The following is a 15,162-nucleotide window of genomic DNA, read 5'->3' as shown; positions in this document are numbered from 1 at the left end:
GGTTCCGCAGGGACCGCGCGGCGCACCTGACAGAGAAGTTGATCATGTTACTTGTGGTAAAGGGAAGTTGCGGCTCCGGTTCAGCCGCACGGGCACAGAACCACCGTTCCTCAAGCCCGCCCCGAAGCCGCCCCGTCACCAGCCAGCCGAAAAACGCTTGGACTCTGCGGTCACCGTCGCGGGACACTGCGTACTCGCACAGTGACACCACGTAATCACAGGGGTGGGATGGGAACGCCTGAATCGCGCAGGGTCCTGCCGGGCAAACGCTCGGTGCTCCTCGCACTTCGTTACTACGGACGGGAGTTGGCCCGTCTGCGGTGGCTGACGGCACCGGCGATGCTGCTGTCGGCGCTCGGCAACATCGGGATCAACTACATCGCGCCGCTGATCGTCGCCAAGCTCGTCGGTGACATCGCGGGCGACACGGACATCACCCTCGCCTCGACGCTGCCGTACGTCCTCGGCTTCGTCGGTGTTCTCCTGCTCGCGGAGACGCTGTGGCGCATCGCTCTGCACTGCCTGAACCGCCTGGACGCCCTGGGCATCGAGCACCTGTACGTGATCGGGATGGACGAGCTGTTCGCCAAGGACGCAGCGTTCTTCCACGACAACTTCGCCGGGTCGCTGACCAAGCGCGTCCTGAGCTTCGCCTCCCGTTTCGAGCAGTTCGTCGACACGTTGACGTTCCAGATCGTGGGCAGTTTCGTGCCGCTGGCGTTCGGGGCGGTGGTGCTGTGGCGTTACGAACCGCTGCTGGTCGTCGGGCTCCTGGCGATGATCGCGGTGACGGCGCTGTGTGTGGTGCCCCTCATCCGGCGCCGCCAGGCGCTCGTCGACGAGCGTGAGGAGGCGATCGCCCGGGTGTCGGGCCACGTCGCCGACAGCCTGATGAACATGGACACGGTGCGGGCGTTCGCCGCCGAGGAGCGCGAGGCCGCCGAGCACCGCTCGCGTGTGGCGGTGTCGCGGGCGCTCACCCTGCGGTCGTGGGACTACGGCAATCTGCGCATCGACACGCTGGTCGCACCGATGTCGGTGCTGACCAACGCACTGGGCCTGCTGCTCGCGGTCACGCTCGGCGGGGGCGAGCACGGCGTGGAGGCGGTCGTGGTCGCCTTCACCTACTACACCAACGCGACGCGGATCATGTTCGAGTTCAACCAGATCTACCGTCGGCTGGAGAGCTCGATGACGGAGGCCGCGCAGTTCACCGAGCTGCTGCTGACGCCGCCGACCGTGCTCGACCCGCCGTCGCCGGAGCCGCTGCTGCCCGGGGCCGCCGACGTCCGCTTCGAGCAGGTGACCTTCGCCCACGGCGGCGGTCGGTCCCTGTTCGAGGGCCTCGACCTGGCCGTACCCGCGGGGGCGAAGGTCGGACTCGTGGGCCGGTCCGGCGGCGGCAAGACCACGCTCACCCGGCTGCTGTTACGGATGACGGACATCGACGGCGGCCGGATCCTGATCGGCGGTCAGGACATCAGCAGGCTGCGCCAGGCCGACCTGCGCGGTCTGATCGCCTATGTGCCGCAGGACCCGGCGATGTTCCACCGCACACTGCGGGACAACATCGCGTTCGCCCGGCCGGACGCCACCGATGCCGAGATCCGCCTCGCGGCCGAGGCGGCACACGTCACGGAGTTCGCCGACGCGCTGCCGAACGGCTTCGACACGATGGTCGGCGAGCGCGGCATCAAGCTGTCCGGCGGTCAGCGCCAGCGGGTCGCCCTCGCCCGGGCGATCCTGCGCGACGCGCCGATCCTGCTGCTCGACGAGGCGACCAGCGCTCTGGACTCCGAGAGCGAGATCCTCGTCCAGGAGGCTCTGTGGCGGCTCATGGACGGGCGGACGGCGCTCGTGGTGGCGCACCGGCTGAGCACGGTCGCCACCATGGACCAACTCGTCGTCCTCGACCGCGGGCGGATCGTCGAGCAGGGCACCCACCACGAACTGCTCGCGGCTCAGGGAGCCTACGCGAAGCTGTGGCAGCACCAGTCCGGCGGCTTCCTCGACGACAACCCTGCGCCGGCCGAGTTGCCCTGAACCGGAGACCGGCCCGGGCGGCGGGCGGCGGATGCGTTTCGCCGTCCGCCTGCCCGGCTCGGTCCCCGTCAGTCGGCGCAGCAACCGTCCTCGGCGCCCCCTCGGCCGGTGGTGTCGAGTCGGCAGAAGCAGGACGCCTCGATCGGTACGTCCGCCATCGCGGCCGCCAGACGCAGCTGCTGGGCCACCATCTGTGCCTCCGCGGTCCTGCCCAGACGCATCAGGCACTCGTGGAGACCGTGCAGGGACCAGACGTTGCCGGGATGCTGCAAGGCGCGCGGGAGCGTGTCGTCGAGGCCGAGGTCGGCCCGGTAGACCGCCTCGGCCTCCTCGACGCGTCCCTGTTCGAGGAGGAGGGCGCCGTAGGCGTGCCGGGTGGGCTGCATCCACCCCCACGGTTCGTCGTAGGGGAGGCTGTCGTCCAGTTCGATGGAGCGTTCCAGGGCGGCGAAGGCGGCGTCGAAGTCGCCTTTGCGGTACTCCAGTTCGCCGTCGAGCATCGCCGAGGCGATCGCAAGGATGTCGGCGCAGGTGTTGTTGAAGAGCATGCGGGTCTCGGAGACACGGGCGACGGCCTCGTGGAAGAGCCGGCGTTCCGTCTCGGCCTCCGGGACGCGGTGGGTCGAGGAGTACGCGACGCCGCGGGCGTAGTGGAGCATCGCGGTCGTCACGCAGTACAGCTCGGGGTCGGCGGGCAGGGTGAGCTCCAGGATGTCGTCCCAGCGGCCGAAGCGGATCAGGGCGTGCACGCGCATGGCGAGGAAGCCCTCCAGCCAGTCGGCCATGGGCGGGCTCGGCACGCGCAGCAGGTCCTCCGGAATGGATGCTTCGAGCTGCGCGACGGTCTGGAGGGCGGTCTCGCACTGGCCGAGGAACATCGCGCCGTAGATCTTGAAGTGGTAGTTGTGCGTGCGGTACAGGGTGTAGAAGTTCATCGCGCCGGCTCGTGAGCGGTACTTCTCGTCGGCTGCGATCGCCGCGGTGTTGTCCGAGACCACCCGCCGGTAGTCGCCGCACAGCACCTCCAGGTGCGAGGGCATGTGCAGCAGATGCCCGGCGTCGGGCATCAGGCCGCGCAGCCGGTCCGCGACGGGAAGGGCCGCCTCGGGTGTCGGGGACATCTCCATCAGGTGGATGTACATGTGCAGCACGCCCGGGTGGTCACGTCCCGCGTCAGTGGCGAGGGCCCGGTCGAGGGCGGCCCTGGCCTCCGGCGTGCGCGCGCCCTCGGCCGGTTCGCCGGTTCGCAGGTCCCACAGCTGCCAGGGGGTGAGGTTCATCAGGGCGTCGGCGTACAGGGTGGCGACGTCCGGGTCGTCGGGTGCGAGTTCGTAGACCGCGCGCATGCTGTCGGCGTAGGGGGCGTTCCAGACGGAGCAGTCCTGCACGGCCTTCGCCTGCGGGTAGCGGGCGCGCAGTGCGGCGATCAGGGCCTGTTCGACAGGGGTGGCGGTGTCCGCTTTCGCATGGGCCAGTTCCACGGCCGTATGGGTGCGGTCGACGGTGCGGGCCAGGTCCTGGTCGTCGAAGAACTCCCAGGGTTTGTTGTAGTTCGGGCCGAGGGCGTAGGCGATGCCCCAGTGGGCCATGGCGCAGTCGGGGTCGGCCGCTGCAGCGGCTTCGAAGCAGGCGACGGCCTCCTCGTGGTGGAAGGCGTACGTCCACATCAGGCCGCGGTCGAACCAGAGCTGGGCCTGAGCGGAGGACGTGGTCACGGAGCGGGTGTAGGTGCCGAGGTCGTAGTACTCCATCGTCTGTCTCCTGCCTGTGCTGCGCCTGCCGGACTGTTCCGGTCCCGCACCCCCAACGGGGAGGGTTGATGCCCGGTTGCGGGTTCGGGCATGTCCGCTCACGGCGTCGCCTCCCACCTCCGTGGGTACCCAGGCCGGGCGGTGCGGCGCGACGGCCCGGTCGGTGAGCCTGCGCCCCCCGGCTTGCGCCGCCCAGGTGCGGGCAGGGTGCGGCGTGGCGCATTCTTGCTGTGTCGCGCGCGTGATGGCGTACGGACGAGGTAGGGCCGATGACTGGGAGCGCCGAGGACGCAGAGCGGACGCCCGGCAGGTTGGCGGCGCTGCTGATCGATGCCTCGGCGGAGGCGATCAGCGCGGCCGGTGGCCACGCGGCAGGGGTCTATCTGCGTTCCGGCACGCCCGGACTGCTTCGTCTGGCGGTGCTGGAGGGGCTGCCGGGGCCGCTGTTCCGGCCGTGGTGGCGGCTGCATGCGGACCGGCCGTTTCCCGTCGCGGACGCCTATCGGCTCGGCGTGGAGGTGGTGCTGCCGAACGCGACGGAGACGATGCGCCGCTATCCGCAGTTCGCGGCCGGTCTGCCGTTCCAGTTCGGGTCCCTGTATGTCCCCGTCGCGGGCGGGCCGACCGTGTACGGGGTGCTGACGGTGCTGCGGCCCTCGGCGTCGGACGCGACGGAGCTGCTGCCCGTGCGCGAGCGCATGGCGCAGGTTGCCCAGGAGCTGGGGTCGGCACTGCGGACCCTGGAGGGCGCGGACGCGTCGGCGGTGGTCTGGGACGACGGGCCCCTGTGTGTCCGGCCCCCGGCCGGGCGCTCGCCCATGGGGCGCGTCGGACGGTTCGCCTGGGATCCGGTGGCGGGTGTCGTGACGGCGGACGAGCGCCTGAACGCCGTAGTGGATGCTGCTTCGGGGAAGACCGACGGCACCGCGGAGACGTTCGCGCAGGCCTTGGCCCCGGGTGATGCGGAGCGGATTCTGGCGGCGCTGCGGGAGGCCGCCGGGGGCCGGCCGCCGGCGCTGCCGCTGTACGTACGTGCCCCGGACGGTGCGCTGCGGCTGGTCGAGGTGTGGGGGCCGCATGACGATACGGCCCCGTTCGGCGCGGCGACGGTACGGGGTGTCGTCCTCGAACCGGGCCCGGGCGCGGTGGCGGACGCGGCGGCCGATCTGCTGCCGGACGGTGTCTTCTGCCTGGACCGGGTGGGCGCGGTCGTCTACGCGAATCCGCATGCGGCACGGCTGTTGCGCCGGCCGCGCACCGAGTTGCTGGGCCGCACCCTGTGGGAGGGCGTGCCGTGGCTGAACCAGCCCGCCGTCGAGGATCATCTGCGGGGGGCGCTGCTGTCCCCGGACCCGGTGCACTTTCATGTCCGCAGACCGTCCGCCCCTGGGCGTGAGCCCGCTGCCGCGTCCATCGAGGGCGATCTGCTCGCCATGTCCGTCTATCCCGGCCGGGACCTTCTCACGTGCACGCTACGGCTAGGACACCGCATGGCGGCCGGTCCGGCCGGCCTCCCGGACGCGCCCGGCTCACCGGAGACCCCCGGTGCGCCTTCGCTCTCTCCCCTGTACCGCCCGATCGTCCTCGCCATCGCGCTGACAGAAGCGGTCACCGCCCGTCAGGTGTCCGCCGTGGTGATGCGGGAGCTGCTGCCCGCCTTCGGCGGCCGTCGGCTGGCCATCTACCTGCTACAGGAGCGACATCTGTACCTGGCCTGGGAGACGGGCTTCCCCAAAGGGTTCCTCGCCCCGTTCGAGGGTGTGGGGCTGGACGAGCGACTGCCCGGCGTCGAGACGCTGACCAGCGGCCGTCCGCTCTTCTTCGACTCCATGCAGCAGCTCGCCGACGCCTATCCGGGCATCCCCCTGGACGCGACGGAGGGAGCCCGCGCGTTCCTGCCCCTGATCGCCTCCGGGCGTGCGGTCGGCTCGTGCATCCTCGGCTTCGACCGGCCGCGCAGCTTCAGCACCGAGGAGCGCACGGTGCTGACCGCCATGGCCGGGCTGATCGCGCACGCCATGGAGAAGGCACAGCGCTACGAGAGCGAGGCCGCGCTGGCCCGTGGACTGCAGCAGGCGCTGCTCCCGCGGCGGCTGTCGCAGCACCCGCTGGTGGAGACCGCCGGGCGCTATCTGCCGGGCACACAGGGCATGGAGGTCGGCGGTGACTGGTACGACGTCGTCGCCGCCGGAGACGGTCTGGCCCTGGTGATCGGCGATGTGCAGGGGCACGGCGTGCAGGCTGCGGCCACCATGGGGCAGCTGCGCAGCGCCGTGCGGGCCTTCGCTCTCGGCGACCGGCCGCCCGACGAGGTCATGAGCGGCACCAACCGTCTGCTGATCGACCTCGACGCCGGTCTGTTCGCGAGTTGCTGCTACATCCGGCTCGATCCCGCGACCGGCGTCGCCCAGGCGGCCGATGCCGGGCACCTGCCACCGCTGCTGCGCCGCCCCGACGGCCGTACGCATGTCGTCGACCTGCCCGGCGGGGTCGTGCTCGGCGTGGACCCGCAGGCCCAGTATCCGGTGGCCGAGCTGCGGATGGAGCCGGGTGCCGTGCTGGCGTTGTACACGGACGGGCTGGTCGAGCGGCCCGGTGTCGACATCGACGACGGCATCAGCGCGCTGCGGGTGGCGCTGGCCAAGGCCGGTGCCCCCGGTGCCGGCCGGGGCGGCCGCTCGCTGGCGGGCCTGGCGGACCGGCTCACCGTGACGGCCCGGCACACGGCGGACCGCCCCGACGACATCGCCCTGCTGCTCGCGACGCGGCGGGCCACGCCACCGCGCGGGAAGTGAGGGCGGGCGCCGATGACGCCGGGCGGCGTAACCCTGTTGCGGGGACGGGAGTTGCCCGGAGTCGCCCCCGCACTTCTGTGATCGTCTGTGATCGCCGTGTGGGGGAGACAGCAGTTCCTGTCACGGTCCGTGACGTCTCTCGCCTCCCGGGGCGCGGCAGTGTAGACATGGGCACATGGTCCGACTAACGGGTCGATCCGGGGCCCGGTCGGCCCGTCGTCCGAGCGGTCTGCGCACCCGACGTGCGCCCGACCGCGTTTTCGCGGTGCCCGAACGGGGAGTGCCGCGCGACCCCGTCGCCGAGGGGCGGCGAAAGGGCCCGCTGGCCGGGGTGCGGTCGGCACTGGGCGGGCGCAGCGTCGCCGGCCAGGTGTTCCTGCTGCAAGTGGTGATCGTGCTGCTGCTGGTCGTCGCCGCGGTGGTGGCACTCGTACTGCAGACGCGGTACGACACCACGCAGGAGGCACGCAACCGTTCGGTGGCGGTCGCCGAGGCCTTCGCGAACGCGCCCGGCACCAGGGAGGCGCTGAACAGCCCGGACCCCACCGCCGTCCTGCAGCCGCGGGCCGAGGCGGCGCGCGAGGCCACCGACGTGGACTTCATCGTCGTCATGAACACCGACGGCATCCGCTACACCCACCCCAAGCCGGACCGCATCGGGAAGAAGTTCGTCGGCACCCTGGAACCGGCGCTGGCCGGGAAGGTCGTGGTCGAGCACATCACCGGGACCATCGGTCCCCTCGTGCAGGCGGTGGTCCCCGTCAAGGACCCCGGCGGGAAGGTCGTGGGCCTGGTGTCGGCCGGGATCACGACGAAGACGGTGGGCGGTACCGCGGACCGGCAGCTGCCGCTCGTGCTGACCGCCGCGGCCGTGGCGCTCGCCCTGTCCACGGCGGGCACGGCCCTGGTCAGCAAGCGGCTGCTGCGGCAGACGCACGGCCTCGGGCCGGACGAGATGACCCGGATGTACGAGCACCACGACGCCGTCCTGCACGCCGTCCGGGAGGGCGTGATCATCGTCGGCGACGAGGGGCGGCTGCTGCTCGCCAACGACGAGGCGCACCGCCTGCTCGACCTTCCCGAGGATGCCGAGGGACGCCGGGTGATCGACCTCGGCCTCGCCCCCGACACCGCCGAACTGCTCGACTCGGGCCGGATGGCCACGGACGAGGTGCACCTGGTCAAGGACCGGCTGCTCGCGGTCAACCAGCGCCCCACCCACCTCAGGGGCCGGCCCTCCGGCAGCGTCGCCACGCTCCGCGACTCGACGGAGCTGCGGGCCCTGTCCGGCCGGGCCGAGGAGGCCCGCGAGCGCCTGAACATGCTGTACGACGCCGGTGTCGGCATCGGCACCAGTCTGGACGTCACCCGTACCGCCGAGGAACTGGCGGAGCTCGCGGTGCCCCGGTTCGCCGACTACGCCACCGTCGACCTGTTCGACGCCGTACTCGGGGGCGGGCAGCCGGAGCCGCGGACCCGGCTGCACCGCACGGCGTCCAGCGGGATACGCAAGGACGCGCCGCTGTACCCCGTGGGCGAGCAGATCCGGCTCGTCGACTCCTCGCCGCAGGCCCGTGCGCTCAGCGACGGGCAAGCCGTCACCGAGCCGCGGCTCAAGGAGGCGCAGGGCTGGCGCGCCCAGGATCTGGAGCGGTCGGCGCAGGTCGTGGACTTCGGCATCCACTCACTGATCGCCGTCCCGCTCAGGGCGGGGTCCCTGGTGCTGGGCGTGGTCAGTTTCTGGCGGGCGCAGAAGGGCGAGCCGTTCGACGCCGACGAGGTCGCGCTCGCCGAGGAGCTGGTCGCGCGGGCGGCGGTGTCCATCGACAACGCCCGCCGGTACACGCGCGAGCACAGCATGGCGGTGACCCTGCAGCGCAGCCTGCTGCCGCGCCGCCTGCCCGAGCAGAACGCGCTGGACATCGCCTACCGGTATCTGCCGGCGCAGGCCGGGGTGGGCGGCGACTGGTTCGACGTGCTGCCGCTGTCCGGTGCCCGGGTGGCGCTGGTGGTGGGGGACGTCGTCGGCCACGGACTGCATGCGGCGGCCACGATGGGCCGGCTGCGTACGGCCGTGCACAACTTCTCCGCCCTGGACCTGCCGCCCGACGAGCTGCTCGCACTCCTCGACGAGCTGGTCGCCCGGATCGACCAGGACGAGACGGAGGAGGGCGACAGCGCTCCGGTTGCCGGCGCGACCTGTCTGTACGCGATCTACGACCCGGTCTCCCGGCGGTGCACGATCGCCCGCGCCGGACATCCGCCGCCCGCCCTGATCCGGCCGGACGGCACCGTCGAGTTCCCCGACGTGCCCGCCGGTCCCCCGCTGGGCCTGGGCGGGCTGCCGTTCGAGACGGCCGAGCTGGAGCTGGCGCAGGACAGCCGGCTCGTGCTCTACACGGACGGGCTCGTGGAGGACCGCGAGCGGGACATCGACGAGGGTCTGGCGCTGCTGCGGGACGCGCTGGCCCGGGCCGGCCGGTCACCGGAGGAGACCTGCCGGGCCGTACTGGACGGCAGGCTCCCCGCTCGGCCGAGCGACGACATCGCGCTGATCGTGGCGCGGACGCGGGCGCTCGGCGCCGACCTGGTCGCCGAATGGCAGGTCCCGTCCGACCCGGCGGCCGTCGCCCAGGTGCGCTCCGACGTGACGCGGACGCTGGAGAGGTGGGGGCTCGAGGACCTGTCGTTCACCACGGAGCTGATCCTGAGCGAGCTGGTCACCAACGCGATCCGCTACGGCGGTGACCCCATCCGCGTGCGCATGCTGCGCGACCGCACTCTGATCTGCGAGGTCTTCGACGCCAGCAGCACCTCGCCGCACCTGCGCTACGCGGCCATGACGGACGAGGGCGGGCGCGGCCTGTTCCTCGTGGCGCAGCTCGCCGAGCGCTGGGGGACGCGGTACCTGCCCACGGGCAAGGTGATCTGGGCGGAGCAGCCGCTGCCGTGACGGGCGGCCGGTTCGCGCACGCCTATGGGCACACGCCTGTTTGTACATAGGTACGAACCTTTGACGCGACGGGTGCCCTTCACGATCTGCTTCTGGTAGGAAACTTTCCTATCAGTACTGCCTACGGCCAACTCCCCACCCCCCACCACCACTTGGAGCCGCCGTGAAGCACCTCACGCATACGTCGCGCCGCACCCTGCTCGCCCTGATCGGCGCGTCCCTGGCGTCAGCCCCGCTCCTCAACTCCCCCCGTGCCGCCGCACTCTGCGCCGCGGTGGGACTCGACGACCCGGCGAAGAAGGAGATCGCCATGCAGCTGGTGTCGAGCGCGGAGAACTCCTCGCTCGACTGGAAGGCGCAGTACAAGTACATCGAGGACATCGGCGACGGCCGCGGCTACACCGCCGGGATCATCGGCTTCTGCTCCGGCACCGGTGACATGCTCGACCTCGTCGAGCTGTACGCCGACCGCCGCCCCGGCAACGTCCTGGCCCCGTACCTGCCGGCGCTGCGCCGGGTGAACGGCACCGACTCGCACGACGGACTCGACCCGAACTTCCCCCGCGACTGGCGCCGGGCCGCACAGGACCAGGCGTTCCGGCAGGCGCAGAACGACGAGCGCGACCGGGTGTACTTCAACCCGGCGGTACGGCAGGGCAAGAGCGACGGGCTGCGTGTGCTCGGCCAGTTCGCGTACTACGACGCCATCGTCATGCACGGCGACGGCGACGACCCCACCAGCTTCCGCAACATCCGCAGGCGCGCCCTGAACCGGGCCCGGCCGCCGGCGCAGGGCGGCGACGAAGTCACCTACCTGGACGCCTTCCTGGACGCGCGCGTGTGGGCCATGAAGCAGGAGGAGGCCCACAGCGACACCAGCCGGGTCGACACGGCCCAGCGGGTCTTCCTGCGCAAGGGCAACCTCGACCTCGATCCGCCGCTCGACTGGAAGGTGTACGGGGACAGTTACCACATCGGCTGAGCGGCGTCCGGCGCCCCGCACGGCCGGGGCGCCGGACCTCCCCGCACACAGCCGGCACCGGCATGAGAGAGTGACCGCACGAGCCGCCGCCTCATAAAGTCGCTTTATGAGCCCATAGACCGGACCCGCGTACCGACTTAGGCTTGCCTTAGTTTAGGCTTCCCGTCGAGTCGATCTATCACCGCTCGAAGGGAACCTGATCATGCCCCGCCCCCTGCGGGTAGCCATCGTCGGAGCCGGCCCCGCCGGAATCTACGCCGCCGACGCGTTGCTCAAGTCCGAGGTGGCCGCCGAACCCGGCGTGTCCATCGACCTCTTCGAGCGCATGCCGGCGCCGTTCGGACTGATCCGTTACGGCGTGGCGCCCGACCACCCCCGCATCAAGGGCATCATCACGGCCCTCCACCAGGTGCTCGACAAGCCGCAGATCCGCCTCTTCGGCAACGTCGACTACCCCACCGACATCAGCCTGGACGATCTGCGCGCGTTCTACGACGCCGTGATCTTCTCGACCGGTGCGACGGCCGACCGGGCGCTGCCGATCCCGGGCATCGAGCTCGACGGGTCGTACGGCGCCGCGGACTTCGTCTCCTGGTACGACGGCCACCCGGACGTGCCGCGCACCTGGCCGCTCGAAGCGGAGAAGGTCGCCGTCCTCGGCGTCGGCAACGTCGCCCTCGACGTGGCCCGCATCCTCGCCAAGACGGCGGACGAGCTGCTGCCGACGGAGATCCCGCCGAACGTCTACGACGGCCTCAAGGCCAACAAGGCGCTGGAGGTCCACGTGTTCGGCCGCCGCGGCCCGGCCCAGGCGAAGTTCTCGCCGATGGAGCTGCGCGAGCTGGACCACTCCCCCAACATCGAGGTCATCGTCGACCCCGAGGACATCGACTACGACGAGGGCTCGATCGAGACCCGGCGCGGCAACAAGCAGGCCGACATGGTCGCCAAGACCCTGGAGAACTGGGCGATCCGCGACGTCGGCAACCGCCCGCACAAACTGTTCCTGCACTTCTTCGAGTCACCCTCGGAGATCCTCGGCGAGGACGGCAAGGTCGTCGGCCTGCGCACCGAGCGCACCGCGCTCGACGGCACGGGCAACGTCAAGGGCACCGGCGAGTTCAAGGACTGGGACGTCACCGCGATCTACCGCGCCGTCGGCTACCTGTCCGACAAACTCCCCAAGCTCCCCTGGGACATCGACTCGGGCACGGTCCCGGACGAGGGCGGCCGGGTCATACAGGAGTCCGGCGAGCACCTGCAGTCGACGTACGTCACGGGCTGGATCCGGCGCGGTCCGGTGGGTCTGATCGGCCACACCAAGGGTGACGCCAACGAGACGGTGGCGAACCTGCTGGACGACTTCGCCAACGGCCGTCTGCAGACGCCGGGTTCGCCCGAGCCGGAGGCCGTGGAGGCGTTCCTCGCCGAGCGCGAGATCCGCTTCACCACCTGGGACGGCTGGTACCGGCTCGACGCCGCCGAGAAGGCGCTGGGCGAGCCGCAGGGCCGTGAGCGCGTGAAGATCGTCGAGCGCGAGGACATGCTCCGGGAGAGCGGCGCGTAAGTCGCCGACGGAGACGGAGTCGGGGCCGGGGTTCAGTCCCCGGCCCTCTCTCGATTTCCGCATCTCCGCAGTGGTCGTCGCCTGTTGGAGGAGGACATGGCCAGCGTCGCAGATGAGCTGAGGTTTCCTCGGCGATCCTGGGTTTTCCTGGATCGTGGGAAGCGGCCGTGGTGCATGGCTGGGTATGGACCCCCGCCGGTGGCTCGCAGTCCGTGCCGCCGGCGGGGGCACGCTGCTCATCGCTTGCGGTACCTGCCGCCTGCGGCGCCGCCGGCTGCGGTGCTTCGGTGACTGGGGTAGCCGCCCCGCCGGACGCTTTCCGCTCCGGTGTGGACCCGGGCGGGGCGGGGACCCCGCGTCGCTTTCCTGGGCACGGGGCGGATTCTCAAGGAGACCGGAATCGTGATTACTGCTCCCACCGGCCTCGCAGTGACACGCACGCTACCGGGCCCACCACCACGCTCCTGCAGCTCAGTGGAGACACTCACCGAAAGGTGTCACACGAGTCCGCTCACGTCGCATCGGGCAGCAAGCCGTGTTATAGAGCCACACCCAGGACGCACAGGCCAATCGGAGCACTGCGCACGACCTGGCCGCCGTGTCCGGGCTCGACGAGGTTCCGGTGCGACTCGTGGCGTGCCTCGGGTTCGGGGTGGACTCCTATCACGGGGTCAACCACTCCCTGGTGCTGGAGAACCTCGCCGCGCTGGACCGCGAGGGCGGCTACCTCGGTACGTTCTCGCTGCCGCGCGACAGCCGCGAGGGGAGCCTCTACCTCGACGCCGTGGAGCATGCCCAGCAGTGCACGCCGGACCACCCGAGCATCGTCCAGGGGTCCGTCGCGGCCGCCGTACGCGGTGACTTCGGCGACGTACGGTTCACCGAGCGGACCAGGAACAGCGAGCTGTTCGTCAATCCGCTCATGGCCCTGTACTTCTGCGTCGACGCGCCCGCCCTGGCCCGGCGCAACCTCTATCTCGACCGGCTGGAGAACACCGCGCTCATGCGCCAGATCAGCTCGGCCATCGCGGAGTTCCGCGACGAGCTCCCGCGTCAGCGGCCACCACGGGCCTACCCGCACTGACGCGTCCCTGTCTCACATTTCGGTGAAGTCGCCACAGCGTCCGCGTGCCCTGCATACACTCCTGATCTTCACAGAAGCTCCATACAGGGGGGATATTTCTCCATGCGTATACGCATTGTCGCCACAACCGCCGTCGCGGCAGGCACGCTCGCCGCACTGTCCGCCGTACCGGCCCAGGCCACCGAGTACTCGTCCGCGCTGAAGATCAAGGGCATCCAGTACGACGCGCCCGGCCGCGACTCCAACAACTGCGCCACCGGCAACACCGACGAGGAATACCTGACGATCAAGAACTACTCGTCGAGCGCGACCGTGAACCTCAAGGGTTACGTCGTGCGGGACGCCAGCAGCAACAAGTTCGTCTTCACCGCCAACCACTATCTGCAGCCCGGTGACTACGTGAAGCTCCGGGGCGGGAACGGCACCGACTCCGACGCGAACAACGTCGTCTACCGCGACAACTGCAACTTCATGTGGAACAACGACAAGGACACCATCAAGCTGTACAAGCCCTCGGGCGCCGGCGCCGACTCGCACGCGTACACCAAGAGCGGCAACGACCCGGACGGGAACGGCTACATCACCTACCACGGCTGACCGTTCGGGGGCCGCGTGAGCAGGACCCGCCCCAATGCGGATGGTGGACGGGTCCTGCTCACCGAGTCATTGTCGTGACCGCAGGCGGTACGGGCCACGAGTGAGCGGCGGCCGGGCTATGCGGATCGTGCACACCCCGTGTGCGGACCCCCCGCCCGATCGGCATCCATCTGCGGCGACGATACTGGTACGGACACATACCCCCGCCCACAGATGGACCCATGCCCAGCTCCTCCAGCGCCCGCCCCACGATCCCGCCCTCGGTGTGGTCGGCCCGTGGCCGACACGTCGGCCCCGCCGCGGAAGACGTACTCCGGCTCAGTCTGCGGCAGCTCAAGGACAGCCGGGTCATAGATGACTGTCTGGAGGTGCCCGGGCCCGAGGGCGCCCAGGAGTGGATCTTCGAGGCTCGATGGCGGGTCGCCGAGGCGGTGACCGTGCGGGCCCGGCTGACCCTCGAGCGCGGCTCCGCCGAAGGGCAGGAGTGGGTGCTGGTCGCGGAGGCGGAGGCCCCGTGGGACCCGCGATGGCCCTCGCCGGCCACCATGTTCTGGCCGCAGGAGCCGGACGCGGCCTGGGACCACGATGCGGTCACGGGCCTGCGCCTGACGGACATCAACCCCCTCCCCTCGGACGACAAGGCCGTACGACGCGTGTTGCGGGACTCAGCGCGCGACGGCTGGAGCGTCCATGTCGTCGTCCACGAGGCCATGACCACGGACGAGCGCGGCCGCGTTCCCCTGGCCGGGATGCTGCCGCCGAGCCTGCGGCACCGCGTGGTCGAGCATCGCGCCGCGCCCCATCAGCTGCGCGTCGTGAACTGGGCCCTGCGGGACTTCGGTGTGCAGGTGCCGCGCGGTGGTGCCGTGGTGCTGCCGGGGACTGCGGCCTCGTCCGGCTACGACGCCGACGACTTCGCCGTACGCAGTGTCTTTCTCGACGGCTCGGAACCGGCCGAACTCATCCACGCCGTCATGCGGTTCGCCGCGCTGCCGCGTCCGCTGCCCGAGGGCGGCGAGGAGGCCGTCACCGCCCTGCGGGAGGACTGGCGGCTGCTGACGCTGGAAGAGGAACTCGCCCGTGAGCGCAAGCTCGTGGCGATGTACGCCGAGGCGCTCGAGGCGATGACGAAGTCCCGCGACCTGTACCGGGAGGCCGCCGAGCAGGCCCACGCAGCGCTGGCGGCCTACCGGGAGTCCGCCGGAGCCGAGCCCGAGGCGCGGCCCGAGCCGGACGCGGCCCCGACGGCTTCCCCGCTCCAGCAGCTGACCCGGACCTTCGAGCGCCTCAAGGTCCCCGCCTGGGCTCGCAGGCCCGGGCCTGGCGCGGACCGTGAGCCGGAGGGCAAGGCCGTCGAGGAGCAGGCGGAGACGTCGGACCGCTAGGGCCT

8 protein-coding genes and 1 pseudogene are annotated in these 15,162 nt (G+C 70.9%); 8 read left to right on the top strand and 1 reads right to left on the bottom strand.

Annotated elements, in window-relative coordinates:
• Positions 1 to 228: 228 nt before the first annotated feature.
• On the top strand, positions 229 to 2,043 hold the full coding sequence (locus tag ADL12_RS46400) for an ABC transporter ATP-binding protein (protein WP_079052651.1): 1,815 nt from the start codon (positions 229 to 231) through the stop codon (positions 2,041 to 2,043).
• 68 nt (positions 2,044 to 2,111) lie between these two features.
• Here the strand turns inward: ADL12_RS46400 and ADL12_RS46395 are convergent, their stop codons facing one another.
• On the bottom strand, positions 2,112 to 3,794 hold the full coding sequence (locus ADL12_RS46395) for a tetratricopeptide repeat protein (protein ID WP_062714885.1): 1,683 nt from the start codon (positions 3,792 to 3,794) through the stop codon (positions 2,112 to 2,114).
• Positions 3,795 to 4,063: 269 nt separating this feature from the next.
• Between ADL12_RS46395 and ADL12_RS46390 the strand changes: the two genes are divergently transcribed.
• From ADL12_RS46390 to ADL12_RS46360, 7 genes and pseudogenes are all read left to right on the top strand, one after another.
• A complete protein-coding gene (locus ADL12_RS46390; protein ID WP_062714884.1) occupies positions 4,064 to 6,589 on the top strand; it encodes a SpoIIE family protein phosphatase in 2,526 nt (841 codons plus the stop codon).
• A 175-nt stretch (positions 6,590 to 6,764) separates the two neighbouring features.
• A complete protein-coding gene (locus ADL12_RS46385; RefSeq protein WP_062714883.1) occupies positions 6,765 to 9,542 on the top strand; it encodes a SpoIIE family protein phosphatase in 2,778 nt (925 codons plus the stop codon).
• Between the two features lie 163 nt (positions 9,543 to 9,705).
• On the top strand, positions 9,706 to 10,524 hold the full coding sequence (locus tag ADL12_RS46380; RefSeq protein ID WP_062714880.1) for a chitosanase: 819 nt from the start codon (positions 9,706 to 9,708) through the stop codon (positions 10,522 to 10,524).
• A 202-nt stretch (positions 10,525 to 10,726) separates the two neighbouring features.
• Positions 10,727 to 12,091 (top strand): FAD-dependent oxidoreductase, encoded by a 1,365-nt coding sequence (locus ADL12_RS46375; protein ID WP_062714878.1) that lies wholly within the window; start codon positions 10,727 to 10,729, stop codon positions 12,089 to 12,091.
• 589 nt (positions 12,092 to 12,680) lie between these two features.
• A pseudogene (locus tag ADL12_RS46370) lies at positions 12,681 to 13,175 on the top strand (DUF1152 domain-containing protein); the annotation flags it as partial.
• Between the two features lie 102 nt (positions 13,176 to 13,277).
• Complete coding sequence (locus ADL12_RS46365) at positions 13,278 to 13,772, top strand: lamin tail domain-containing protein (protein WP_062714876.1); 495 nt, start codon at positions 13,278 to 13,280, stop codon at positions 13,770 to 13,772.
• A gap of 221 nt (positions 13,773 to 13,993) precedes the next feature.
• On the top strand, positions 13,994 to 15,157 hold the full coding sequence (locus ADL12_RS46360; protein ID WP_107120210.1) for a hypothetical protein: 1,164 nt from the start codon (positions 13,994 to 13,996) through the stop codon (positions 15,155 to 15,157).
• Positions 15,158 to 15,162: the final 5 nt, after the last annotated feature.

The sequence above is a fragment of the Streptomyces regalis genome (genome assembly GCF_001509475.1).
Taxonomy (GTDB): Bacteria; Actinomycetota; Actinomycetes; order Streptomycetales; family Streptomycetaceae; genus Streptomyces; species Streptomyces regalis.
This window is presented reverse-complemented; position numbering and strand designations above follow the sequence as displayed.

What these genes read in the sequence shown, in the direction of transcription:
- ADL12_RS46400 (WP_079052651.1), top strand. Translation starts at nt 229, where the DNA reads ATGGGAACGCCTGAATCGCGCAGGGTCCTGCCGGGCAAACGCTCGGTG.
- ADL12_RS46395 (WP_062714885.1), bottom strand. Translation starts at nt 3,794, where the DNA reads ATGGAGTACTACGACCTCGGCACCTACACCCGCTCCGTGACCACGTCC.
- ADL12_RS46390 (WP_062714884.1), top strand. Translation starts at nt 4,064, where the DNA reads ATGACTGGGAGCGCCGAGGACGCAGAGCGGACGCCCGGCAGGTTGGCG.
- ADL12_RS46385 (WP_062714883.1), top strand. Translation starts at nt 6,765, where the DNA reads ATGGTCCGACTAACGGGTCGATCCGGGGCCCGGTCGGCCCGTCGTCCG.
- ADL12_RS46375 (WP_062714878.1), top strand. Translation starts at nt 10,727, where the DNA reads ATGCCCCGCCCCCTGCGGGTAGCCATCGTCGGAGCCGGCCCCGCCGGA.
- ADL12_RS46365 (WP_062714876.1), top strand. Translation starts at nt 13,278, where the DNA reads ATGCGTATACGCATTGTCGCCACAACCGCCGTCGCGGCAGGCACGCTC.
- ADL12_RS46360 (WP_107120210.1), top strand. Translation starts at nt 13,994, where the DNA reads ATGCCCAGCTCCTCCAGCGCCCGCCCCACGATCCCGCCCTCGGTGTGG.